Origin of the sequence: Promicromonospora sp. MS192 (assembly GCF_049532985.1) — a bacterium.
Lineage (GTDB): Bacteria > Actinomycetota > Actinomycetes > Actinomycetales > Cellulomonadaceae > Promicromonospora.
The window spans coordinates 1,546,755-1,568,934 of sequence record NZ_CP186693.1; the positions used below are offsets into that span (position 1 = coordinate 1,546,755).

General features: G+C 67.0%; 19 protein-coding genes and 1 pseudogene. 10 read left to right on the forward strand and 10 right to left on the reverse strand.

Features of this window, described 5'->3' with window-relative positions; translation table 11 throughout:
- Positions 1-70: 70 nt before the first annotated feature.
- The gene (locus ACO229_RS06950; RefSeq protein WP_423464293.1) at positions 71-1,063 is read right to left on the reverse strand and encodes a hypothetical protein; all 993 of its coding nucleotides are present in this window, start codon (positions 1,061-1,063) and stop codon (positions 71-73) included.
- A gap of 149 nt (positions 1,064-1,212) precedes the next feature.
- Here ACO229_RS06950 and ACO229_RS06955 point away from each other — a divergent pair, with 149 nt between their 5' ends.
- The 5 genes from ACO229_RS06955 (at position 1,213) to ACO229_RS06975 (ending at position 5,586) form a co-directional block, all read left to right on the forward strand.
- Positions 1,213-2,052, forward strand: a complete 840-nt coding sequence (locus tag ACO229_RS06955) for a helix-turn-helix domain-containing protein (protein WP_397433766.1) — start codon at positions 1,213-1,215, stop codon at positions 2,050-2,052.
- 102 nt (positions 2,053-2,154) lie between these two features.
- On the forward strand, positions 2,155-3,039 hold the full coding sequence (locus tag ACO229_RS06960; protein ID WP_423464294.1) for an alpha/beta fold hydrolase: 885 nt from the start codon (positions 2,155-2,157) through the stop codon (positions 3,037-3,039).
- A gap of 11 nt (positions 3,040-3,050) precedes the next feature.
- Positions 3,051-3,791 (forward strand): hypothetical protein, encoded by a 741-nt coding sequence (locus tag ACO229_RS06965; protein WP_423464295.1) that lies wholly within the window; start codon positions 3,051-3,053, stop codon positions 3,789-3,791.
- Between the two features lie 49 nt (positions 3,792-3,840).
- Complete coding sequence (locus tag ACO229_RS06970; protein ID WP_423464296.1) at positions 3,841-4,794, forward strand: aldo/keto reductase; 954 nt, start codon at positions 3,841-3,843, stop codon at positions 4,792-4,794.
- A 546-nt stretch (positions 4,795-5,340) separates the two neighbouring features.
- Entirely contained in the window at positions 5,341-5,586 is a 246-nt protein-coding gene (locus ACO229_RS06975; RefSeq protein WP_423464297.1) for a DUF2188 domain-containing protein, read from the forward strand.
- A gap of 98 nt (positions 5,587-5,684) precedes the next feature.
- Here ACO229_RS06975 and ACO229_RS06980 read toward each other — a convergent pair whose 3' ends face one another.
- Positions 5,685-6,071 (reverse strand): hypothetical protein, encoded by a 387-nt coding sequence (locus ACO229_RS06980; RefSeq protein WP_423464298.1) that lies wholly within the window; start codon positions 6,069-6,071, stop codon positions 5,685-5,687.
- 423 nt (positions 6,072-6,494) lie between these two features.
- On the opposite strand from ACO229_RS06980, the gene ACO229_RS06985 reads away from it, so the two are divergent.
- Positions 6,495-6,908, forward strand: coding sequence for a hypothetical protein (locus tag ACO229_RS06985; protein WP_423464299.1), 414 nt, complete (start codon positions 6,495-6,497; stop codon positions 6,906-6,908).
- 64 nt (positions 6,909-6,972) lie between these two features.
- On the opposite strand, the gene ACO229_RS06990 is transcribed toward ACO229_RS06985, so the two are convergent.
- Positions 6,973-8,136 carry a hypothetical protein gene (locus ACO229_RS06990; protein WP_423464300.1) on the reverse strand — a complete coding sequence of 388 codons (1,164 nt, stop codon included), beginning with the start codon at positions 8,134-8,136 and terminating at the stop codon, positions 6,973-6,975.
- Positions 8,137-8,341: 205 nt separating this feature from the next.
- On the opposite strand from ACO229_RS06990, the gene ACO229_RS06995 reads away from it, so the two are divergent.
- The 3 genes from ACO229_RS06995 to ACO229_RS07005 all read left to right on the forward strand — a co-directional run bounded on the left by ACO229_RS06995 (position 8,342) and on the right by ACO229_RS07005 (position 14,255).
- Positions 8,342-13,027 (forward strand): VWD domain-containing protein, encoded by a 4,686-nt coding sequence (locus ACO229_RS06995; RefSeq protein WP_423464301.1) that lies wholly within the window; start codon positions 8,342-8,344, stop codon positions 13,025-13,027.
- 102 nt (positions 13,028-13,129) lie between these two features.
- The gene (locus tag ACO229_RS07000) at positions 13,130-13,540 is read left to right on the forward strand and encodes a hypothetical protein (RefSeq protein ID WP_423464302.1); all 411 of its coding nucleotides are present in this window, start codon (positions 13,130-13,132) and stop codon (positions 13,538-13,540) included.
- A 292-nt stretch (positions 13,541-13,832) separates the two neighbouring features.
- Positions 13,833-14,255 (forward strand): VanZ family protein, encoded by a 423-nt coding sequence (locus tag ACO229_RS07005; protein WP_423465274.1) that lies wholly within the window; start codon positions 13,833-13,835, stop codon positions 14,253-14,255.
- Positions 14,256-14,541: 286 nt separating this feature from the next.
- Here ACO229_RS07005 and ACO229_RS07010 read toward each other — a convergent pair whose 3' ends face one another.
- The 4 genes and pseudogenes from ACO229_RS07010 to ACO229_RS07025 all read right to left on the reverse strand — a co-directional run bounded on the left by ACO229_RS07010 (position 14,542) and on the right by ACO229_RS07025 (position 19,776).
- Entirely contained in the window at positions 14,542-14,859 is a 318-nt protein-coding gene (locus tag ACO229_RS07010; protein ID WP_423465362.1) for a nuclear transport factor 2 family protein, read from the reverse strand.
- A 291-nt stretch (positions 14,860-15,150) separates the two neighbouring features.
- Positions 15,151-15,468: pseudogene (locus tag ACO229_RS07015) on the reverse strand (hypothetical protein); the annotation flags it as partial.
- Between the two features lie 293 nt (positions 15,469-15,761).
- Positions 15,762-18,059 carry a hypothetical protein gene (locus ACO229_RS07020; protein WP_423464303.1) on the reverse strand — a complete coding sequence of 766 codons (2,298 nt, stop codon included), beginning with the start codon at positions 18,057-18,059 and terminating at the stop codon, positions 15,762-15,764.
- Positions 18,060-19,332: 1,273 nt separating this feature from the next.
- A complete protein-coding gene (locus ACO229_RS07025) occupies positions 19,333-19,776 on the reverse strand; it encodes an ester cyclase (protein ID WP_423464304.1) in 444 nt (147 codons plus the stop codon).
- 66 nt (positions 19,777-19,842) lie between these two features.
- On the opposite strand from ACO229_RS07025, the gene ACO229_RS07030 reads away from it, so the two are divergent.
- Positions 19,843-20,139, forward strand: a complete 297-nt coding sequence (locus tag ACO229_RS07030; RefSeq protein WP_423464306.1) for a LysR substrate-binding domain-containing protein — start codon at positions 19,843-19,845, stop codon at positions 20,137-20,139.
- A 59-nt stretch (positions 20,140-20,198) separates the two neighbouring features.
- On the opposite strand, the gene ACO229_RS07035 is transcribed toward ACO229_RS07030, so the two are convergent.
- The 3 genes from ACO229_RS07035 to ACO229_RS07045 all read right to left on the reverse strand — a co-directional run bounded on the left by ACO229_RS07035 (position 20,199) and on the right by ACO229_RS07045 (position 22,092).
- Positions 20,199-20,420, reverse strand: a complete 222-nt coding sequence (locus tag ACO229_RS07035) for a sigma factor (RefSeq protein ID WP_423464307.1) — start codon at positions 20,418-20,420, stop codon at positions 20,199-20,201.
- A gap of 321 nt (positions 20,421-20,741) precedes the next feature.
- Positions 20,742-21,452: a hypothetical protein gene (locus ACO229_RS07040; protein ID WP_423464308.1), complete on the reverse strand. Its 711-nt coding sequence runs from the start codon at positions 21,450-21,452 to the stop codon at positions 20,742-20,744.
- Between the two features lie 463 nt (positions 21,453-21,915).
- Positions 21,916-22,092: a transposase gene (locus tag ACO229_RS07045; protein WP_423464309.1), complete on the reverse strand. Its 177-nt coding sequence runs from the start codon at positions 22,090-22,092 to the stop codon at positions 21,916-21,918.
- Positions 22,093-22,180: the final 88 nt, after the last annotated feature.

Below are 22,180 nucleotides of genomic sequence, written 5' to 3' on the forward strand. Positions count from 1 at the left end.
GGCTCGAAACTACGAACTGCCCGCCTGGCTGCGCGTGTCCCCAACGGGGACAGGCTCCGGGGCCGCCGCATCACATGGTCGGCTGTGTGTCGGGGCCTGTCAGGTAGCGACGCAGTGATGCCACCTGAGGCCCGGTGGCATCGCTGCGGGTGCCGGGAGCGCGATGCCGGGTAACGGTCCACGCCGGGCGCAGCGCCTGCAGCAGGTCCAGCGAACGGTTCCAGGCCCGTCGCGCCGCGGCATCGACCCCCTCGAGCCGCGCACGGACGCCGTTGCTCACGAGATCCCCGCAGAATGCGGCATCCAGATCGCGCACCGACACGAACGCGGCCCGGCGTCCGGCGATCTCGCCGAGGTCGAACAGCCGCAGCTCGTGGCCCTCCAGGTCCAGCCCTGTGACTGCGGGCGCCGCGACGACGCCTGCCTCCGGGAACGCACGCAGCACGGTTCGCAAGCCCGGAGTACTGCCTCCCGGCAGAACGATCACACCGGTCAGCTGCTTGCCCTTCGACCGGATCCAGGCCGCGAGATCCTCCGCCTCGACGGTGGCGGACGGGGCGTCCACGAGGACGGCGTCCCGCGCCCCGGCGACGAGCGTCGCCGTCCGGGCGCCGCCCAGCCAGATCTCCATGGTCAGCGGGGCCAGCAACGTGCCGCCGGCGAGCTGCAGGCGACGCTCGAGCCAGGCGCCGACATGGTCACGGGCCTCCTGGCCGTTGTCGCTCACCAGCTCGGCCGACCACGTCACGCGGCTGCAGCCGTCGGGCTCGGCGGAGACACGGACAACGCCGTCCAAGTCGTCACGGGCGGATCCGCCCGGCACTCGTGCCTGGTACGCGACCAGGCCGGACTCACGGCGGGTGATGGACTCCACGGCACCGAACCGGTTGCCGCCGAAGCCCACGAGCCGAGACCCTGGCGGATCCATCGGCGTGACCTCGACCAGGTCGGCAAGAGTGCTCAGGTCGTCAAGCGTTTCAAACCGCGACCAGACACTGATCGCAGGCTCCCGGAACAGCGCTGCCCGCGCCACGTGGGCGCGACGGACAGCAGCCGACGTCACTGGTGCTTCCCTCCCGGTCGCCCGAGGCTCCGGCGACCCCACCGACCGTAGACTGGTGGCCCGGGCCGAGGGTGGCCCTGTCGCGGACAGGCAGCTCGTCGTGGAGCTGCGGTCCTGGCCGGACTCACCTCGAGGGAAAGGACTCGCACGTGGGTGTCAAGGGTTCGCCGCTCGGCGACTACCTGCGCGCGCGCCGCGCGGTCGTCTCCCCCGAGGAAGCGGGCGTCACTTCGCACACGCGGCGTCGTGTCCCGGGTCTGCGGCGCGACGAGGTCGCCCGCGCCGCCGGCATCAGCCAGGAGTACTACCTACGGCTCGAACAAGGCCGCGACCGCACCCCGTCGGACCAGGTGCTGCGCGCACTCGGCCGCGCGCTGATGCTGGACGAGGCCGCCATCACCTACATGCTCCTGCTCGCGAACGCCGAACCGGTCGACCTGCCGGCCCAGGAGGCCGCGGTCTCGATGGACAATCTCGCGGCGATCCTGAACGCCTGGCCGAACACTCCCGCCTACATCATCGACTCACGGCACACCGTCGTGCTCTCGAACGCCATGGCCCGTGCCGTCGTCCCGCATGCGCTCGAACCGGGCGTGAACATCGCCGAGGCGGTGTTCACCCTGCCCGAGGTCCGCGCGCTACCGACCTGGGACCAGCTTGCCTCGCGAACAGTGCGCCGGCTGCGCTACTACGGGCACCCGTTCGATCCTCGTCTCCACGAGCTGGCAGCGCGACTGTCCGAGCAGGATCCGGTCTTCCGTACGCTCTGGGAACGACAGGACGTCGACCCGTACTACGACGGAGACGTACGCCCGCAGGTGAAGGGGTACGGTCAGATCGTGCTGCGTCACCAGACACTCGTGGTTCCCGGCACGCCTGGCTACCTGCTCTGCGTGTACCACGCCGAGCCGGGCACACCGAGCGCGGAGGCGATCGTGCACCTCGCTGCTCGGACCTCCTCCACCACCGCAGAGGCGCACCGCCACTGAGCCGAGCAGCCTGTCCCTCGTAGGAGCACGCTGGATCTCCACGCGCTCCGTAACTTCGTCCCTGTGCCGGTCACCCCGATCGGCGCAGGGATGGAGTCACACATGGACAACGCCGACAACGGCCCGATCACCGCGCGTACCGTCCGCACCGGCACGGTCGTCGCGGCGAACGACATCGAGTACGCCTACCGCCGCTTCGGTCACAGCACCGATGGTGTCCCCCTCGTCTTCCTGCAGCACTTCCGCGGGAACCTGGACAACTGGGATCCTGACCTGGTCGACGACATCGCCGCTGAGCGCGAGGTCATCCTCGTCGACAACGCCGGAGTGGGCGCCTCCACAGGAACGGTTCCGTCAACCGTCGCCGAGATGGCGCGCGACCTGCTCGCCTTCACCGATGCGCTGGGCGTTCGCACGTTCGACCTGTTCGGATTCTCGCTCGGCGGGTTCGTCGCGCAGGAGCTCGCGCTGCTGCGCCCATGGGCCGTGCGTCTGCTGGTGCTCGCCGGAACCGGACCCGCCGGCGCACCGACCATGCACGGCTGGCGCGAGGACATCCAGCGCGAGGCCCGCTTGGACGTCAGCACCGCGGAGAGCCTGCTCTACATCTTCTTCGCGCACACCGACACGAGCCGCGCGCTCGGCACCGACTTCCTCGGGCGGATCTTCTCCCGCGAGGATCGCGACGAGCCGACGACGACAACGGTGCGCGACGCGCAGTACGACGCGATCCTCGCCTGGGGCATCCCCGACTTCAGCAAGCTCCAGCGCCTCACCGCCATCACCCAGCCGACCCTGATCCTGCAGGGCGACGACGACCTGATGATCCGCACACCGGGGAGCCACACGCTGGCCGGACTCATCCCCGACGCGCGGCTGCACATCTTCCCCGATGCCGCGCATGCGTCGATCTTCCAGTACCCGCACGAGGCCGCCCGCCTCGTCCTCGAGTTCGTGGCGGCCAAGACCACCACGGCCGCCGCCTGAGAGGAATGCTCATGACCAGCCCGACCTACCTTCTCGACCGAATCCTCGATGCCCACGGCGGCCGTGCCCGCTGGGCCGAGGTGTCCACCATCAGTGCCGAGCGTTCGTTCGGCGGCCCTTTCTGGGGCCTCAAGCAGGTCGCCGGAGTCGCCGAGCACGGCCGGTTCACGGTCGACCTGCGCCACCAGGAGACCAGCCTGGAGAGCTTCGGGGCACCCGATGTGCGCACCCGCTTCACCGCGGACCGGGTCGAGATAGTGCGCGCGACCATGGACGGCGACGAGATCATCGAGGCCGTCGACAACCCGCGCGCGACCTTCGAGGGCCACGTCCTGGAAACCCCGTGGACCCGGCTGCAGCTCGCCTACTTCACCGGCTACGCCATGTGGACCTACAACACCGAGCCGTGGTCGTTCACCTTCCCCGGTGTGCAGGTCGAGGAGACCGGCCCGTGGACCGAGCCCGACGGCACCGTGCTCGACCGGCTGCGTGTCACCTACCCGCCGCAGATCGCAACGCACACCCCGACGCAGACCCTCTACGCGGACACGGACGGCGTGCTTCGCCGCCGCGACTACGAGGTCGACATCGCCGGCGGATCCCCGAGCGTCGAGTACATGACCGACCAGTTCTGGGCCGACGGACTGCTCCTCGCCGGCAGCCGCAAGATCTTCGTCCGTGACGGCGACGGCACGGCGATCCCGGACCCCCTCATCGTCTCGATCGACATCAGCGACGTCCGACTCGGCTGATCGTCAGCGCAACCATCAATACAGCCAAGACCCGTGGAGGAAAGAGATGATGAACGATCCACTGGTGACACCGTCCATCGCGCTCGGCACCTGGGCGTGGGGAGACAGCGGACAGGCCGGTAACGGCTACTTCGGTAGCCGCCTGACCGAGCACGACCTGCACGAGATCGCCGAGAAGACCATGACCAGCGGGCTGACCCTCTGGGACACCGCCACCGTGTACGGCATGGGCCGTTCCGAGCAGGCCCTCGCGAGGGCGCTGAAGGGCTTCGACCGTAGCGCGTACCAGCTGTCGACGAAGTTCACGCCGCAGATCGCCAGGAACGGCAACGCCCCCGTTGCCGAAGCGCTCGAGCAGAGCCTGACCAACCTGGGTACTGACTACATCGACCTGTACTGGATCCACAGCCCCGCCGACGTCGAGCGGTGGACGCCGAGCCTGATCCCGCTGCTGGAGTCCGGGAAGGTCCGGCACGTCGGCGTCTCCAACCACAACCTGGACGAGATCGCACGCGCCGATCAGATCCTCGACCAGGCCGGATACCGGGTCGAGGCTGTGCAGAACCACTACAGCCTGCTCTACCGCAGCTCGGAGGAAGCCGGGATCCTCGACCACTGCCGGGTGAACGGAGTGCGGTTCTTCTCCTACATGGTGCTCGAACAGGGCGCGCTGACCGGCCGATACGGGCCGCAGAGCCCGATGCCCGCGGGCAGCAGGCGGGCCAGAGCCTATAACGAGGTGCTGCCGAGACTGCAGGCACTGACCGACCGGATGACCGCATTCGGCGCGGCCCGGGACGCGTCGCCGGCCGACGTCGCAACGGCTTGGGCCGTGGCCAAGGGCACCACGCCGATCATCGGCGTCACGAAGCCCGGCCACATCGACGGGCTCCTGCGCGCGCGAGACGTCGAGCTCACCGGCCAGGAGATCACCGAACTCGAAGCCCTGGCCGACGCGACCGGCGTCGACACCCGCGGAGGCTGGGAGCACGAGATGCATTAGTCGCAGTGCCTGGAGCCATGGTTCAGGCGCGCAAACAGCCGTCGACCCTGCGCTTCGAACCACCTGGCCCAAATGTATGGGACTGCGCAGCTGTGCCGAACGGAACTGCTGGAACTACGGGCAGAACCGTTGCGCACGATCGAGTCCTGCGTAGAGGACCTCGTGCGCCATCGTCGCGCGCGGATCCTCCAGTCCGACCCCGACGTCCCACCCATCGCCGGGCAGGACCGGTTGTGCAGGCAGCGGGCTCTCGTCGAGGCGATCTTCAGCGAACTGTCGGTACGTGCACGTGACGCTGGATCAGGGGAGCGCGTGTGCGTACTGCCCAGGGCCTGAGCTTTCATGGCTGCGATGCGAGCGCGTTGGCTGCCTTCTGGGTTCCGCATCGACGGGAGGCGCCGCTGGGGTGCGAGCTCGATTGGTGCACGATCCGTGCGCGGGCGCAGTTCGTCGCCTGGGTGATGTTCCTGGTCTTTCCTGGCGGACCCGGCGTGCGCGGGCGGACGCTCGACGTACGACAGAGCGCCTGTCGGATCGGAGATGATCATGGGGAACCAGAACAACCGAGATGTCGTACCGAGCGAGGGTGGAGGCTGGGACGTCGTCGCACCGGGGGGCAAGCGGGCCAGCGCACACGCTGACACGCAGGCGGCTGCCATCGACCGTGCGCGAGAGATCGTGAAGAACGCCGGCGGTGGCGAGGTCCGGATCCACGGCCGCGACGGCCAGATCCGTGACTCGGACACCATCCCGCCGGGGAACGACCCGAACCCGCCGCGCGACAAGAAGTGACCCGGCCACGAGGCCAGGGGAGTCGCGCGGGCGATGTCGCCTGCAGGCGCCGTAGTGCCCTCGTCAGCTGACCTTCTGGCGAGGGCACTACCCGGTGCTCACTGCGTGAGCGTTGCCCACGTGTGGAGGAACCGAAGGACCGCCACGGCCACAACTGCGGTGCACAGCAGCAGCGGGATCCACTGACCACCGAGCCGGCCGATGAGACGGCGGAACCGGCTCGCCGTGTGGCTGGGGCCCGGGACTGCAGGTCCGGCCAGGCCGAGTGGCTGGCCCTGACCATCGCGGTCAGGCGGTGCCGTGTTCGTGATGGACTGCACGCCTACTGCCGAGTACAGGTTCACGGCCGAGCCCGGAAGTGCAGTCAGGAAGACCGAGTTGCTGAACAGGTGCCTGTGCACGGTTCGCTTCGTCGTCTGTTCCGGATCACCATCCGGCGTTGTCTCCGGGCCGTCGTCACTGGACGACGACATCTCGTTCGTCATCTTGCTCCTTCGATTACAGGAGCCGAACTGGTACCGGTTATCTACGCCGATTATTCGTGCGAAGATGTTGGGGAGGGAGCTGAAAACCTCTCCGGCACCGTAAGCGCGGCTCTAGCCGTGGGTGCTAATCGGCGGGTCAGGTTTGCCGACCTGACCCGCCGAAACACACTGATGTCATGCCGCCGAGGCCTTGCCTGTGGCGGCGCTCATGAGTCTACGCGTCGAGGTGCGCAGCGGCGCAGCCCGGACACGGGCAACCTGTGGATAACTACGGCATTCGTGCGGTTCCCGGCTGGTCAAAGCCGATGAAACCCGACATTGGTGTCTGATGGCACGGCTCGATTGTGACCAGTTGTCCGACATCGCCGTCGCCGTTTCGCTGTGGGCGAATCTGATGGGGCGACGGCTCTACCCAGCGCGGTGATGAAGTCCCTCACCTGGTGCGACCTCGCGCTCGAGTGTTGCGGCCTCGACTCCTGGCTCATCGGCGTCGTTGGACCCACGGCCAGTCCTGGGGGATGCGCACTGGCGTCAGATGTGACAGGTGGTAAACCCCGCAATTCCGGCACATTGCCGTGCGCGTGGGACCAGACTGGGGTCTGGTGTCACCTGTCCGTGCAGCGGTCCCAGGAGATCCATGACATCGTTCGGGGTTCGTTGCTCGACGCGGCCACCAGCAGTGGCTTCAACCCGAACACGTACGAGGTCGGGAAACTTCGAACGCTGCGGCAAACTCTGCGGCTCGTGGGCGAGGTTGCCGGTGTCATCACCGTCACATCGGCCGTGATCGCGTCGGTCCTTGCGGGCCTGGCGTACATCCTGCGCGGAGGCAGCTGATCTGCGCCACCAGTCGGGTGCCGCCCATCCGTGCCGCAGTCCAGGGGTTTCAGAGTGCGTTTGGCTAGTGTTGCTGTCGGCGGGCTATCTCCTCAAGCATGAACGCACGGTAGATCTCCTCGGTGATGATGAGATCCCCGAAGTCGCGGCGCGCTGCTGACAGGATCTCGGGGTCTGGTGTGTCGGCGGCGTACCAGGCTTCTGGGTCCGGGTGTTGGACCAGGTGGCGATCATTGCCCAGGTCCGTGATGGTCCAGTCGGACAGGTCGTTGGCGCGCTGGAGGTGGTGTCCGGTCAGGAGCTGGGTTCCGTAGGCGTCCAAGGCATACTCGCGCGCCAGTCGGATGTCGTCGACAGAGGCAATCCTGCCGGGCGGCGTTGGTGGTGTGGTGTTCAGGGTTGCCCAGGTGCTCGCGTGGGGTTGCGTGGTGCGGACTAGTGCCATCTCAAGACGGGGGCCCAGTTGCTGCAGTAGTTGAGTCGTCTTCTCGAGTCGGTCGCGCCAGGGCTCGGTCTTGGAAGCAATCGCGAAAGTCGCTTGGGCGCCCGCTGTCAGGGCGGCTGATGCGGTGGTACGTGTGGTGTGGTCTACCCAGGTAACGAAAGCCAGTCGATTTCGTTGTGCTGCTCGCACCCATGCTGCGCCGAGCCTGGAGGCTGGTGCTGGACCATAGATGTCACCGTGGGCCAAGTAGATACGGTCAACATGCTGTGTGTTCCAGTGGTCCACCTGTTCTGCCAGAGCGCCGAGGTCTTCATCGCTCATATCGACGCCCGGATCTCGCGTATCGGGTCGGGGTCGCGCGTGCGGGGTGAATCGGACGAACGCGCCTATGGCGCTACCGATTTCAGTCTCGTCGATGCTTGAGGTAGGCGGTCCGGTCACGCGGGCGGCGCGGATCGTGCCGGCCCAGCCGATTGTGGTCAGCCGTTCCGCCAGTAGTGTGAACCAGGTGGCGACCTCGTCGCCGTCGCCGCCTGGGTTCATCAGCGCGGTCACACCATGGTCGCTGTCGGACGTTCCTTCAACGAACGGTGCGTCGTCGAACCCGTAACGCTCGACTGCAGCCTCGTTGACCGCCGCGACCGCCTCTTCGACGCTCCGCAGCACGTCAGCACCAGCAGGACCGGCCTGTTGGCGGGAGGGCTGGAACTCGAAGAAGAACTCCTCACCCCGAGCCTTGCGCCACGCCTTCGCGATTGAGCCGCGATCCACCTCGACAGTCATGCGGCCTATGGAACACCACTGGTCCGGGACTGGTCATCTCACGAGCCAACTGAGGGTGAAGTCCAGTGCCCTGCGGGGTGAAGTTCGCGGTAAGCGCTGTCTTCTGTGGCAGATGCGTGTCAGGCTCCTTGCCGGTTGCTTGCCGAACTTGTGGGGGTTTGCGCTGATGTGGGTTGTAAGGACCTGGCGTGGTTTGGTCACTGTCATGACCGCGGTGGCGGTCACTGTTGTCTCAGCCCAGATCAGCCCGGCGCAGGAGAATCCAAGCGACCGAGGGTTGACGACCGTGGAGCGAACGGCTGTAGCGCAGGTCCTCAGCCAGGCAGCCAATGAAGCGACAGCTGCGGTAGCTTGTCCACCGAACGACACCGACACGACGACCACCGGCGCATCGGCGCGCCGGTGCATCGCCGAAGAAGTGCGCGGCAGCAGGTCGGGGCTCCTGGACGGTTGCTTCAATGCGTCCAAGGCCGCTCTGGCGAACGCTCTGTACACCAGGCACGAGTGTCACAAGGGCTACGGCGTGCAGGCCGAGGCGATAGCGCAGGGTCGAGCGATCCAGAAGCTCAACAGCGCCGGTGTCTATGGCAAGGCGCCAGTGGTCGGCGGTGTCAGTGCTGACATCCAGTGGGAGGTCACCTACCCCGGGACCACGGGGAAGAAGAGCGGTCGGATCGACATCTTGCTGTACGACAAGGACGACCCCATCGCGCCGATCGAACTCGTGGAGGTCAAGAAGAAGCCCAAGCGAGTCGAGGCGGAGACCCAGCTCGCACGTTACCTGCAGGATTTTCCTCGCGGTGCCAACAACAGGCTCGCACGAGCGCGGGATCTGAGTGGCTACTCCGATACCTTCCGCGTCCTGGTGCGTGACTGCGCTGAGCGAGGCGTCAAGAAGGAAGTCATCGAGAAGTTCACGGTCTACCCCTCGTCACCTGGGATCCTGCTCTTCGCGAAAAATGGCAAGGATGTCCGGGACTGTGGCCAGGAAGAAGAGCAGCCTGGCGGCGGGGAAGTCGAGGTGCCGGAGGCGGTCCCGGAGGAAGTGCCCCAGTTCTGCGCGGATGGGTGCTGGGCGCCGGCTCCTGGACGTGACTCTGATTCGGACGGGAAGGACGACTTCTGGGAGTACTTCCTGGACGAGCACCCCGAGCTGAACGACCTGCCTGCTTGGCCGGAACAACCGGTCGTCCCGGTCCCGGACGACGAAGAAGTCTGGGTGACGGTGGCTGCCGCCGCAGCACTGGCTGTCGTCGTGCTCGGGATCGTCGCCTTCTGCACCGGCACAGCGGGTGGGTGCCTCGCTTTCCTGGGCGTTGCGGCCACGGCCGAAGCCGGCGGGTTGTCGGTCGGGCTCGCGGCCGGCGTCGCCGCGGCGCTGGCCGCCTTGGGCGTGGGCTGGAAGATCTACGGTGATCCCCACATGGTCACCCTCGACGGGCGGGCCTACGACCTGATGTCGGTCGGCGAGTTCACCTATATGGAGATAGCTGACCTAGACGTCACCGTCCAAGCGCGGTTCCAAGCCTTCGATGAGAACCTCTCGGTCCTGGGACCGATCGCCACCGAGGTAGACGACCAGCATGTCGAGATTGGCATGGACTACGTCCGCATCGACGGTGAAGCGATCACTCTGGATGATGGCGGGTCGCTGCTGCTCGGTGACGGGTCGGCGATCGTGCGTGACGGCACCGCGTACACGCTGCTGTGGGCCGGTGAGAACGAAGGCGCGGTGCTGCAGCGGCAGGGTCGTAACCTCCGTATGTTCGTGCCCCAGGGCCTGGAGACTCAGGGTCTGGTGGGCAACAACAACGGTGAGCCCGGTGACGACTTCGCCTACCGTGACGGCGCCCCGGCGGGTGCGACGCCTTCTCCCGAGTTGATTCACGGTGCGTACGCGGACTCCTGGCGGATCACGGCCGAGGAGACGATGTTCACCTACGGGGCAGGTGAGTCGACCGAGACGTTCACCGATCTGGACTACCCCTCGAGCATCCCCGATGTCTCTGACCTGTCCGACACCGTGGTCACGGCCGCGACCACGGTCTGCACGGACGCCGGTGTCAGCCCTGGTCCTCAGTTCGATGCGTGCATCCTGGATGTGGCCCTGACTGAGGACGACTCGTTCGCCGCGGACTCGGCCCTCGTGCAGGGCGTGCCGCACGACCCGTCGCAGAGCACCTTCGTGAACGGGTCACTGACCGAGGATTTCGAGGGATCGGTCAGTTCCAGCTTCGCGTCCAGGACCTATGAGACCGTCGGGTCGACGACAGTGGCTGGGCCGCTGTTCGACACGCCCGGATACCGGATGCACGTGACCAACGCGCCCCGCCACGCCAACGTGGACGTCGCGTTCGATCTCTACCTGTTCGGCCCCGTGGCCGGTACCAACACCCAGCAGCGACTGACGGTCGCGGTCGACGGGCAGGAACTCTCCGAGTTCAACCTGGACGGCACGGCACCTGTCGCCTCAGGCGGACCGGACTGGTCGTTCGACCCCCTGGGGCAAGGACAGACGGCCGACGGGACGACCTACACCAGCTTCCGCGCGACCACCACGATCCCGCACGCCCGGCCGGGCCTGGGGATCGATCTGCAGCCGGTCAACTTCCGGGGACTGCTGGACACCGCGCTCGGCATCGACAACGTCGAGCTCGACCTCGCCGTCCCCGCATCGAGCACGACGTCCAGCTCGCTGCCCCTGACCGTCACCCCTGGCACCGCAGGAGGGCACTTCGAGTCGACCAGCGAAGCGGACACGTACGTCGTCAGCGCTGCTGCGGGTGACCGGTTAACGTTCACCCCGACGACGTGCAGCACGTCAGCGAAGTTCAGCCTCGTCGAGTCCGCCACGGACGAAGAGGTGTTCACCCAGGACCACTGCTTGAGCTCCCGCACGACCCCCGAGCTCGCGGGCGGGCAGTACGAGCTGCGGGTCACGCCCTGGGGCTTGGCGGCGTACCCCGGCGACTACGGCTTCGACCTGTTCACCGTGCCCGACGCCCAGACCTACACCTACCCGCTGGGCACCGTCGTGTCCGACGGTGCCCCCAGCGCCGGTGCCGGAAACCTGGAGACCGCTTCATCTGTCGACCGGTACACGTTCTCCCTGTCGGCCACCACTGCACTGCGCTACGAACGTCTGGGTTCCTACTTCAACTACCGCATCATCAACACCGCCACCGGCGCGACCGTCGGCAGCGGGTACACCGACGGCGACTTCAACCTCCCCGCCGGCAGTTACGCGCTCGAGGTCGGCCACAGCGGAGACAGGGGCACCTACTCCTTCCGGCTCTACGAGACCCCCGCACCGCAGACATTCGCCTATACCCTCGGATCGACCGTCTCTGACGGCGTACCCGCAACCGGGGCCGGCAGGCTGGAGACGACCGCGTCTGTCGACCGGTACACCTTCAGCCTCACGGCCGCCTCGACGCTCCAGTACCAGCAGGTCCTGCAGAAGTTCTTCGACTACCGCCTCATCGACACCGCCACCGGCGACGTCGTCGGAGACGGGTACACCGACAAGCAGTTCGACCTGCCCGCCGGGACCTACGCCTTGGAGGTCGGGCACGGCAACGACAAGGGCGCCTACTCCTTCAAGCTGTTCGCTGTCCCAGCCCCGCAGAGCTTCGCCTACACGCTGGGCACGACCGTGGCCAACGGCGTTCCCGGTGCCGGCGCCGGGACTCTGGAGACGATCGCGTCGGTCGACCGATTCACATTCACCACCACGGCCGTCATGGCTCTCCAGTACGACATGCTGACCTTCAACTTCCCGAACTTCCGCCTGATCTCGCTCAGCAGCGGACAGGTCGTCGCTTCAGGCTTCAGCGACAAGCAGTTCACGATCCCGCCCGACCAGTACGCGTTCGAGGTCACCGGGATCCAGGGCAGCTACTCGTTCAACCTCTTCGAAGCGCCACAACCCCAGACGTTCGCGTACACCCTCGGATCGACCATCTCCAACGGGGTCCCCGCGACCGGGGCCGGGAACCTCGAGACCGTCGCCTCGGTCGACCGGTACACGTTCAGCGTCCCGGCCGACGGCCAGTACCAGGTACAGATCACCGCCCTGACCAACTACAAGATCCTCAACGCGACCACCAACGCCGTCGTCGTCTCGAGCGACTCCTCCCGCCGAGTCGACCTGACCGAAGGCGACTACGTCGCCGAGGTCGGACCAGGCATCCGCGCCACCTACACCCTGCGGATCTACGAGGTGCCAGCACCCCAGGTCTTCGCGTACACACTCGGCACCACAGTCTCCAACGGCGTACCCGCAGCAGGAGCCGGCAACCTGGAGACCACCGCATCCGTGGACCGGTACACCTTCACCCTGCAGCAAGAGACCAGGCTGCAGTACGAGTACTTCAGCCCAACCTTCCCGCTCAGCTTCTCCATCATCAACCTCACCAGCGGACAGGTCGTCGGAACCGGGAACAGCAACAAGCAATTCACCCTCCCCGCAGGTCAGTACGCCCTGGAATTCGGCGGCGGACAGAGCGGCACCTACTCCTTCCAGCTCTTCCAGGTCCCCACCCCGCAACAATTCCAGTACACGCTCGGGACCGTCGTCTCCAACGGCATACCCGCGGCCGGTGCAGGCAACCTCGAGACCGTCGCCTCAGTCGACCGCTACGCGTTCACACTCGACCAGGACATGACGGTCCAGTACGAGTACCTCAAGATCACCGCGCCCTACGCGTTCAAGATCATCAACGACGTAGGCCAGACCGTAGGAACAGGAACCACGAACAAGCAGTTCACGCTACCCGCAGGCAACTACGTCATCGAGTTCGGACCGGGGAACAAGGGGACGTACTCCTTCCGAATCGGTGGGCCGGCGCAGCGATCAATGCCGCCACTAGGTGGGCAAATTCCACTTTGATCGTCGAGACGTGCCGAAAACGCCATGATGGTGTCGATCGGTTACCTAAATAATGTCCAAACGTGGTGTCAACGAGTTGCAAACGAGAGGATAGGAACGGAAATGCTCAGAAACTTGAATCGGATCGGACGGATCGGGATGGCGGCCCTCCTGGCCGTATTCCTTGGGACAGCTCCGGCAACCGCTGCGGCTTCGGCCGCACTCGGCTCGTTCTCGTACACCGCAGCGTTCGAGAGGCTGCTCTACTCGCGGGAATTCACCGCTTCGGAGCGAGGATTTATCCACGTCGGCTTCACCTGCGATGGTCACGTCGGCCAGTCATACAACCTCGCACTGCAAAAGCGCACGCTGGGCGTTTGGGGGACAGTTGGCTCGCGCAACCACACCTGCGCCGGCGGCGACTACGACACGGCGGTCTGGCTCGACGTCAGCTCCGGCAGCCTTTACCGCATCAAGTTCAGCAAGCCCGACACCAACTGGCCCATCGAAGGCAGTGGAGTCGTGACCTACTAACCGGAACAATCCGGGCATCGGCGCGAGCGGCATAGTCGTGCGCAGGAACTAGAGTTGGCGCCGTCGGATTGGGGTGCGCGAACGCTGGCTGGTGGCCAGCGTTCGCGCCGCCTAGCATTCATGCACAATAGACGAGGTGATTAAAATCGACCCAACGCCAATGGGGCTGCTGTTCATTCTCTTGTGGATTTCTCCATTCATGGTTGGGGTAATTATTGTTCTCTACCTGCGTCGATCGCGCCGTGGTTCGGAGCGGCGCTCAGCGCTCTCCACTTCTGTCCTGGACGGCCTCATGGTGGGGAACATCCTCGCTTACGCACTGTTGACGCTATGGCCTTCAAGTAACCCGTTCGATCCGCCAAGAAATCTGTCGCTTTCGCTATGGAGTGATCTTGTCGGGTCGCTTTCATGCGACATGTATGCGTCCGTGGGCTGCAGTATCGGGCCCGGCTTGGGCAACTTGGTCGGGAACTTTCTCATGCTCCTTCCATTGGGCTTTATCGTGCCGATTAGGTGGAGGCTGCAATTTTCTCCGTGGGCAATCTTGGCTGGGGTGGGGATCCCGATCCTAAATGAATGCCTGCAATATGCGCTTGGTACCGGGCGGATCGCAACGCCTGCAGATGTAGTCCTTCAGTCGCTCGGTTACTTTCTTGGGTACGGCGCTTGCTTGGCGTTGTTGAGGGTCTCGGACTCGCATCGGATGGCCGGATAGGTACTACCCGAGCACGATGTACTCAGCGGTGCGTTCTCACAGCATGCGACGACCACCCGGCGTGCCCGATTTCATCCCGCGGGTCGCGACGCATGTTCCTGGACGAAAGCAACCCTCATTCAGCCTGCCGGTGCTACGACGGCTGGACGACGTGCTGCCCGGCACCTGACCGCACCGCGGGGCGGCCTCGTCAGGTCGGTTGGACGCCGGCCCAGAGCTCGTCGAACGCGATGCTGCCGTAGAGCGCGGTGCCGTCCACGACGAGGCTGTCCTGCAGGCGCATGACTCACACGTAGGTGTTCTCGTGCACCGTGCCTACGGTGGTGGTGCCGCGCCCGTCCCACAGGACGACGACCGTACCGGTCGTCTCGTCCGCGTGGATGGCCCGGACCGCGACCGGTCGGAACGGGTCGTCGCTGCTGAAGCGCCGCGCGAAGGGAGTAAGGACAGCGTCCGTGAAGGCCTGCCGGGTCGGGTAGTGGCCTGCGGCCGCCGAACGGCCGATGATCTCCCAGGTCATGTTCTCGGCGAAGATCTGGCTGACATGGGCGGTGCCGGCCGCCCAGTCTTCGAACGCCGCCGTGACGATCTCTCTGTTGTCCATCTGGTGTCTCCATGTCGAGCGGTGCGAAAGTGCAGGGTGGCGATGCCCGGCGGCACCGCCCACAGCGGGCTCAGGGGAGTGAGGTCGCCAGGCGCCGCTCGGTGTCGTTGACGAGTGCCCGCTGCAGATCGTGATCGGGGGACTCGTCCGAAGGCCGGCTCGGCAGCCGCTCGTCGAGTACGTCCGGCGACTAAACTCAAGGTCGTAGACGTCGAGCGACGCCGAGTAGTGGGTGGCTGACGTGACGTTCACGATCCTGCCGTGCGCCGCCAACGCCGGAAGTAGACCGTGGGTCAGCAGCACACCGGCCAAGAAGTTCACCTGATAGGCGAGTTCCGTCCCGGCCTCTCCGGATCTCGGCGCCGACGGGCCCGGGCTCGCGGCATTGTTCACCAGGACATCCAGGGGAGAGGACCGAACCCGGGTCGCGAGAGCTCGCACGTCGTCCAGCCGCGTGAAGTCCGCCTGCTCGTAGGCGACCGTCGTGCTCGGGTGCCCTGCCCTGCGCACCGCCGTGATCGCCGTCGCGGCCGTGTGCTCGGGCTCGGGTCCGTGCAGGACCAGACCGTGCGGGCCCTCAGCGAGCCAGGCCGATGCCGCTCGTCGCACCAGTCAGCAGGATCCTCGCCACCAAGCCTCCACCGCTTCTCGACGTGGTCACGATGCGATGGGACTGACGACTCGGTCCTGACCGCGGTCCTGGACGCCCCTCGCCTGGGTCCAGTGTGCGGCGACTGGTCGGGGAGTTGCCTGCGGTGTGCGGGCGAAGCCCTCGTAGATCACCCGCTGACGTCGTCGACGAGCTGATGGCTCACTGCGAGGTCTCCCGCGTGACCAAGCGGGACTTACCGAACGCAATCCGCGCCGTGATCGAAGTGAGTGGGGCGCGGGGTGCCTGCCCCTTACAGCAGTGCGGTGGCGTCGTTCCTGCGGGCTTGGGCTTCGGCAGAGCGGCCATTGGCTTCCAGGACGTCGGCAATGGCGTGCAGCACGGTGGTGAGCGATCGTGCTGCGGGCAGCAGGTTCTCGCGTGGAGTGTCGCTGGTGCGCCAGTCGATGAGTCGTGCCGCTTCGTGGGCCGGGGTGAGCGCGTCGGCGGGATTCCCGGACGCTAGTTGCATGCGTGCCAGGCCTGCCAGGGATTCGGCCAGTGCGGTGAAGGTGTTGTGGTCGGGGTGCTGGCTGACCAGGTCGCGTTCGATGGTGATGGCCTCGCGGTAGGCGTGGTCGGCCTGAGTGGTGTGGCCGGCGTCCCGGTGCGCGGTGGCTGCCTGCCGGAGGGACTTGGCAAGGTCGGCGGTGTGACGTTCTGGGTTGGTCTCGGCGAGCCGGCGACGGATCTCGACTGATTCCTGCGCGGGTGCGATGCCGTCCTCGGGTTGGCCGTTGTTGACCAGGCAGGAGGACAGCTCGGCCAGGGCTCGGGCGAGAAAGACGAGCTCGGCATCGGGGTTCTCGCGGGCCAGGGCCCGGCGGATCTGCACGGCGTGTCGGATCGCGGGTAGGGCCTGGGCGGGCTGGCCGAGCATGTTCTGCGCGATGGCGAGGTTCATCAGCGACCGGGCCAGGTGCGGTGTGGCGCGCTCGGGTTCGCTGTGGGCCAGGCCCTGGTTGAGCTTGACCGACTCTTGCAGCGGGGCGATGGCTTGCTGGGGGAGGCCGGCTTCGTGGTACCTGGTGCCGAGGTCGCACAGGGTCCGGGCGAGGTGGGCCAGGTGGGTGGTGCGGTCGCTGCGGGCCAGGCGTTCCTCGATCTCGACGGCCTCGAGCGTGGGGGTCAGGGCGTCGTGTGCTCGGCCAAGCTCGGACAGGACCACGCCGGCGTAGCGCAGGGAGGCGGCGAGCTGGGCTTCGTGCTGGGCGGGATCTGCGTCCGCGAGTGCGCGGCGTGCGTCGACGGCCTCGGAGAGGGGGCCGATGGCTTGGGCGAGGCGTCCGAGGCGGTACAGGCGCATCCCGATGTCGTGCTGGACCCAGGAGCGGGCGGCGGTGTCGGTGGGGTCGATCAGGTGCAGGATCCGGTATAGGAGGGTCAGGTCGGATTGGGTCAGGACTTCGGAGGGGTAGGGGATGACCGCGGAGACCGACCGCAACAGCTCCAGATCGTCGGGTAGTGCGCCGATCGCGTGGTCCAGGAGGTGCAGGGCGCGGCCGCGGACGGTCGGGTCGGAGAAGTGGTCGGCTACCGACCGGGCTAGGACGGCGATGGCGTGGCGGGCGTTGCGTCCGTCGAGGTCCTCCAGCAGGTGCGTGGTCAGGGTGGGTGACGTGCTGAGCTCTGTGACCAGGTGGAGCTCTGCCATGCGGTCCGGCTGCAGGGTGCCGACCCAGTGCTCGGTGTCGCGGGCCGGGTACAGGTCACGCAACCAGCGCAGCACCTTGACGGTGGCGGCCCCGGGGTCGACCCGGGCCAGGAGCTGGCGGGCTTCGGCTTCGTCGGATGGAGGGGCGAGGTAGACGGCGGCCACGACATGGCGCAGCACCTCGATCGTGAGGCCATCTGGGCCTTCCAGGAGCCCGACGTGGTCGGCCGTGCCGACCCAGTGCCGCTGTTCGTGCCGGAGTAGATCGGTCAGGACATCGGAGACGTCCACAGCCAATGGTCCCTGGCCGGGTGTGCCGTCCTGCGAACGTTGTGCACGTAGGACCGCGACCAGGCCGGCCGCGTGCAGGTCCAGGACACGGCCTTGCCCGTGCTGGCTGCCGCCGAGCTGGACCTGCGGGGCAGGGATGCCGAGCTGGCCGGCGAACGCTGCCGCAGCCTCGCGGACGATCTGCTGGTCGGTGACGGTCGAGTCGATCTGCACGGGCAGGTCGATCCCGTCGTACGCGTCCTGGAGCATTTCCCGGACGTGCGGTTCACCGACGGCCAGGCGTTGCCACCACTCGCCCGCGCTGCGCGCGATGAGCAGCACCCGTACACCGGACGGGGCCGCGGCGACCTGCCGCACCAGGTCGTCGAGCTCGTGACGGGTGTCGGCATAGTCGACGATCAGCAGGACCGGTGCCGTGGTCGAGTCGCGCACCCGCGCCAGGATCGTCGACTCCTGCTCCTCGCCGACAGCGACACAGTCCCAGCCCTGCCGGGTCATCAGCTCCTTGAGCTCGGCCGCCAGTCGGCTCTTGCCGACACCACCGGGCCCGGTGACCAGGCGCACGGGGGAACCGTCCTGGAGGCACCAGCGCACCAGCGCTTCCAACTCACCGGTCCTGCCCTGGAACGGGACGACCTGACGATCCGGGGCGAGCAGACTCGCCGGGCCACCCTCACGCCGCAACAGCGCGGACGACTCGATCACCGCCCGGCGCGCGGCCTGTCGCGCCTGACGGGCATGCCACCACCTGGTCACGAATGGGGCGGCGGCCGAGATGCTCCCTGTGAGCACGCCCAGGACCAACAACGGAACGCTGCCTTCCGCGATCGCGAAGACCCCCGCCGCCAGTGCTGCGAACCCGGCTGCCACCAACCACCACCCGGGGCGCAGACGCAACCCATCCATACGACATATCTACGCCAAGCGGACATCAATGGCAATGAAAATGTCAGAGGTGCATCAATGAGAGAATTAAATGTCTGTGCATGTACTCGGCGTGGGCGGCCCGCGGAACGGTCCGACGTTCTAGCGTGGGGCCATGACCACGCGCTCGTCCATCGCAGTTCTGCTGGTCTGGTGGATCGCGGCGAACCTTGTGGCGAACCTGACCTGACCCCTCGGCGCAGCAGTCGAGCCCCTGTGCGGCAAGGTTCCGCCAGCGTCTAGCAGCGAGATCGCGAGTCATGAGCCTTCGTGCGGCACGCGCTTCGCGCGACGGCGCGGACGCTCTCATCCGTGGCCATGTCCGCTCTCGTTGGCCCGGTCGACTAGGGCGTGCAGGCCTGGACTTGGAGCCCCGTGCGAGCCGCAGTGGATCTGGCCGCTCTTGCGAGCTGCGGTTACACGAAAGGCCGTCTCCCGAGGAGACGGCCTTTCGGAGGCAGCAACCCGGAAAATCATTCGGCACGGTCGTGCCTACTGCCCGGAACCAACCTTAATCGGACGATCGAAATCGACTGGTGCGGCGGAACGTGCAAGAGGGGTGCTGGGCGGGTGGCTTCGGAGCGGAGTCCCGGGAGACCAAACGTCGCAGCAACGACGTGGGGCGGCCTCGGCGTGGCTAACACCATGATCATCTCGGTGCTGGAACGACGACGCGAGATCGGCCTGCGCTGGGCGCCACCCGAGGTTTGGGTAGCGCGTTTGGCGCGGCCGGGACGGTGATCATGGGCGGCGTCACCGGTTGGCCGTTCGCGCTCCCGCCGGTCGCGATCGTCACCGGCGTGGGCGCCACCCTAGTGATCGGGGCGGTGGCGTGTACCCGGCGGTCCACGCCGCCAGGACCCCGCCCACCGCGGCCCTGAACTCCTGATCGCGCGGTGCGGTGGGCGGGGTCGGTCGGATCTGGCCCACCGCACCGCCGGCCGGGCAGATCTCGTCAGGCCGCGTCGGCGCCGAGCTGGCGCAGGACGGCCCGGTTGTCGGTGCGGACGTGTTCCTCGACGATCCGTCCTTCGTCGTCGAACCGGAAGATGTTGATCAGGTCCCAGACGACCCGGGCGCCGTTGGGGGCCAGCAGGCCGACCGGTGACTGGGTGAACGGGCGGACGAAGGTTCCCTCGATCCACGTCTGGCAGGCCAGCCGGTCGCCCTCCATGACAATGACACCGCGGCGTATTGTTCGGTCGTCGAAGGCAGTACGCAGGGAGGCGAAGTAGGCGTCGAGGCCTGCGAAGTCAGTTTCGAAGCCGTCGGGCCCGTGGAACCGGAAACGATCGGTGTCGAAGTAGCCGGCGACCTCCTCGGGGTTCTCGCCGGAGATCTCGAGCTCGCCTGCGCGGATCAGACGGGCCACGAGCTCGTCGCGGGTGGGACGGGACATGGTTGCTCCTTTCGCGGTACAGACCGATCGGTCTGCATGCCCCTCCATGGTGCTCGCGACCGAGATATGACACCAGCGACTCCTTGGCACAGCAGACATGCCTTTCCCGCATGGCTCCAGGTGGGCGAAGGGCTACGGGGCGAACCGCAGTTCGGTGCATGGCCGACCCTGCCCCGGCCACGGGTCGCCTTCCGGGCCCGCGACTGGAACACGCGCCTGGGTCTCGTCGCGGCAGGTCAGGGGATCACAACAGTGCCCGAGATCGCGGTACCGGGTCTGCGCACGGACATTGTCACTGTTCCTGTCGAGAATCCTGCGTGGTCGGGGCGGACGGTTGTGGCGGCGACGAGAGACCCCCGGTAACCCGTCCAAGAGGCGGTCGTGGCGGCCCTGCGTGAGGTTGGTGCGATCGGCTTCAATGGTCACGATCGCGGTGGAGAAGGTACCGACACCGTGATAAGCCACGTATGCAGGTTCTCCACCTGGTCCAGGTCGGCCGCGCTGGCGCGCAACCACACGTCCTGGACCACGTCCTCGGCGTCGGCCACGCTGCCCAGCAGCCGGTACGCGGCGCCGAACACCGCCGGCCGGTGCGTCGCCCACTCGGCGCGAAGCCGGTCCTGCCCCGACATGCTCGTCGTCACGTGGATCGTTCCCCTCGCTCGGGCACAGCACAGATCGACCACAGTGCGCGATGGTCAGGCCGGTGCCGATGTGAACTGCGCGCGCGCTGATGTTCGGGCTGTGTGATCCCGTTCGCCATGCAGCATCACCACGCTGCCCACCAACTGCATCGACCCGTTGTCTGGGCTGGGCGCATACGCCAGCCTGCTCGGCGCGCGGCTGCTGTCCTGCGGGCTGGGTGCGCCACGACGATGCACCCAGCCCGCGGCCCGCGTTCAGCGCCTGCTCGAGATCCGCTGAACGGGACGGCCACCGGTCCGAACCAGCGGCCCGGTGATCTCTCAGGTTTGGTTCGCTTCGGGTCTCGCTGCGGTGAAGGCCTTGGGCCAGGCCTGCTCGAAGGCCCGCTTGCCGCCGGCGTCGGCGTCGTAGCCGGACTGGGTCCATGATCCGTGCGGCCAGTCGGGTGCGGCCTGCGCCCGCCACAAGACGGCGCCGCGATCGAGTCCGAGGACGACGACGCCGTTGGTGCCCTCGCAGACCCAGACCGTGAAGGGCCGGTCCTGGCGGACCGACCGGGCACCGTCCGGGAACTGGTGGGCGAAGGCGCGAACCCGGTTCCGGTCGAGGTCGACCAGGTCGATCCGGGTCGAGGTCTCGACCCGCTCGTCCTGCTCCGGGTGCGGGTACGGGTACGGCCAGCACGGCCACGCCTGCCACGGTGCGCTCGCCAGGGCCTCGGCCATCTCGGCAGGCAGGCGCCGCCAGCTGGCTCGCGCGAGCACGGCCACCCCGGCCGCGACCGCGGCGACCAGACCGACGGTGAGCACCTCGCCGCCGAGCACGTTGCCCGCGACTTGCAGCTCCAGGACCTGCACGCCGGTCCCGAGCAGGACCGAGACACACGTGATCGTGAACCAGTACGCGATCGCGGCACCAACGCGCCGGCGGAGCCCGAACTCGCGCCGGTACGCTCCCAGACCGGTGCGCGTCGCCCCGACCTCGATCGCGGGACGATCCGACTCCCAATACCCATAGCTGCTGGCGCTCATCACCTCTCCGCACGGCAGGCGCTGCCTCAGGGTAGGCCCACCACCGCTCGGGCAGGTGATCGCGAGGCGAACACTTCGGGTACGAGAGCCAGGCGTGCCCGGTCACCGAGGCCGCGAAGATCTCGCGGTTGGCCGGCACAGCGGTGGGGTCAGGTGGCTGTGGCAGGGTGCGGCACCGGGCGGGAGGTGCTCTGGCGGGTTGCGGTTCAAGTCGGTCCACGGGGCGTCCACGCGAGAGGGCTTCTGCCCCCGGAATCCTCAGTCAGTCCTCGCGGTCGTCGACCGACAACGCCTGCGGTTGACCGCCATTGCCTGGCGGGCGAAGATGGCTCCTGAAGGGTGAGGATCCGCAGCATTCTGCGGTTTCTAGCCTCTCACCAGTGCTATCGCACCAACCCGCCGTGATTCCTCCGGAGGCTGGAAAGATTCGAACCGACCTGAGAAGGTCGGGGTTCGAATCCTGTCAGTGAGTCGCGGTCCGCACCTCCCGCCATGGGCACCCCACCCGGACCCGGTGCCGGATCCCGTCGACCTGCCTGCGCAGGTTCCGTGCCGGACGACCGCACGTCGTCGCCGGCAGCAACGGTCCGATCACAGCCCATGCCTCATCTGTCAGATCGTGCCGCCCGGCCCCGTCCACGACCCCGCATCATGCCGAACCCGTAGGTCACACGCCACTTCCGAAACAGGCCCTAGTAGCGTGAGAGTGCGGCCTTCGTGTACGGAAA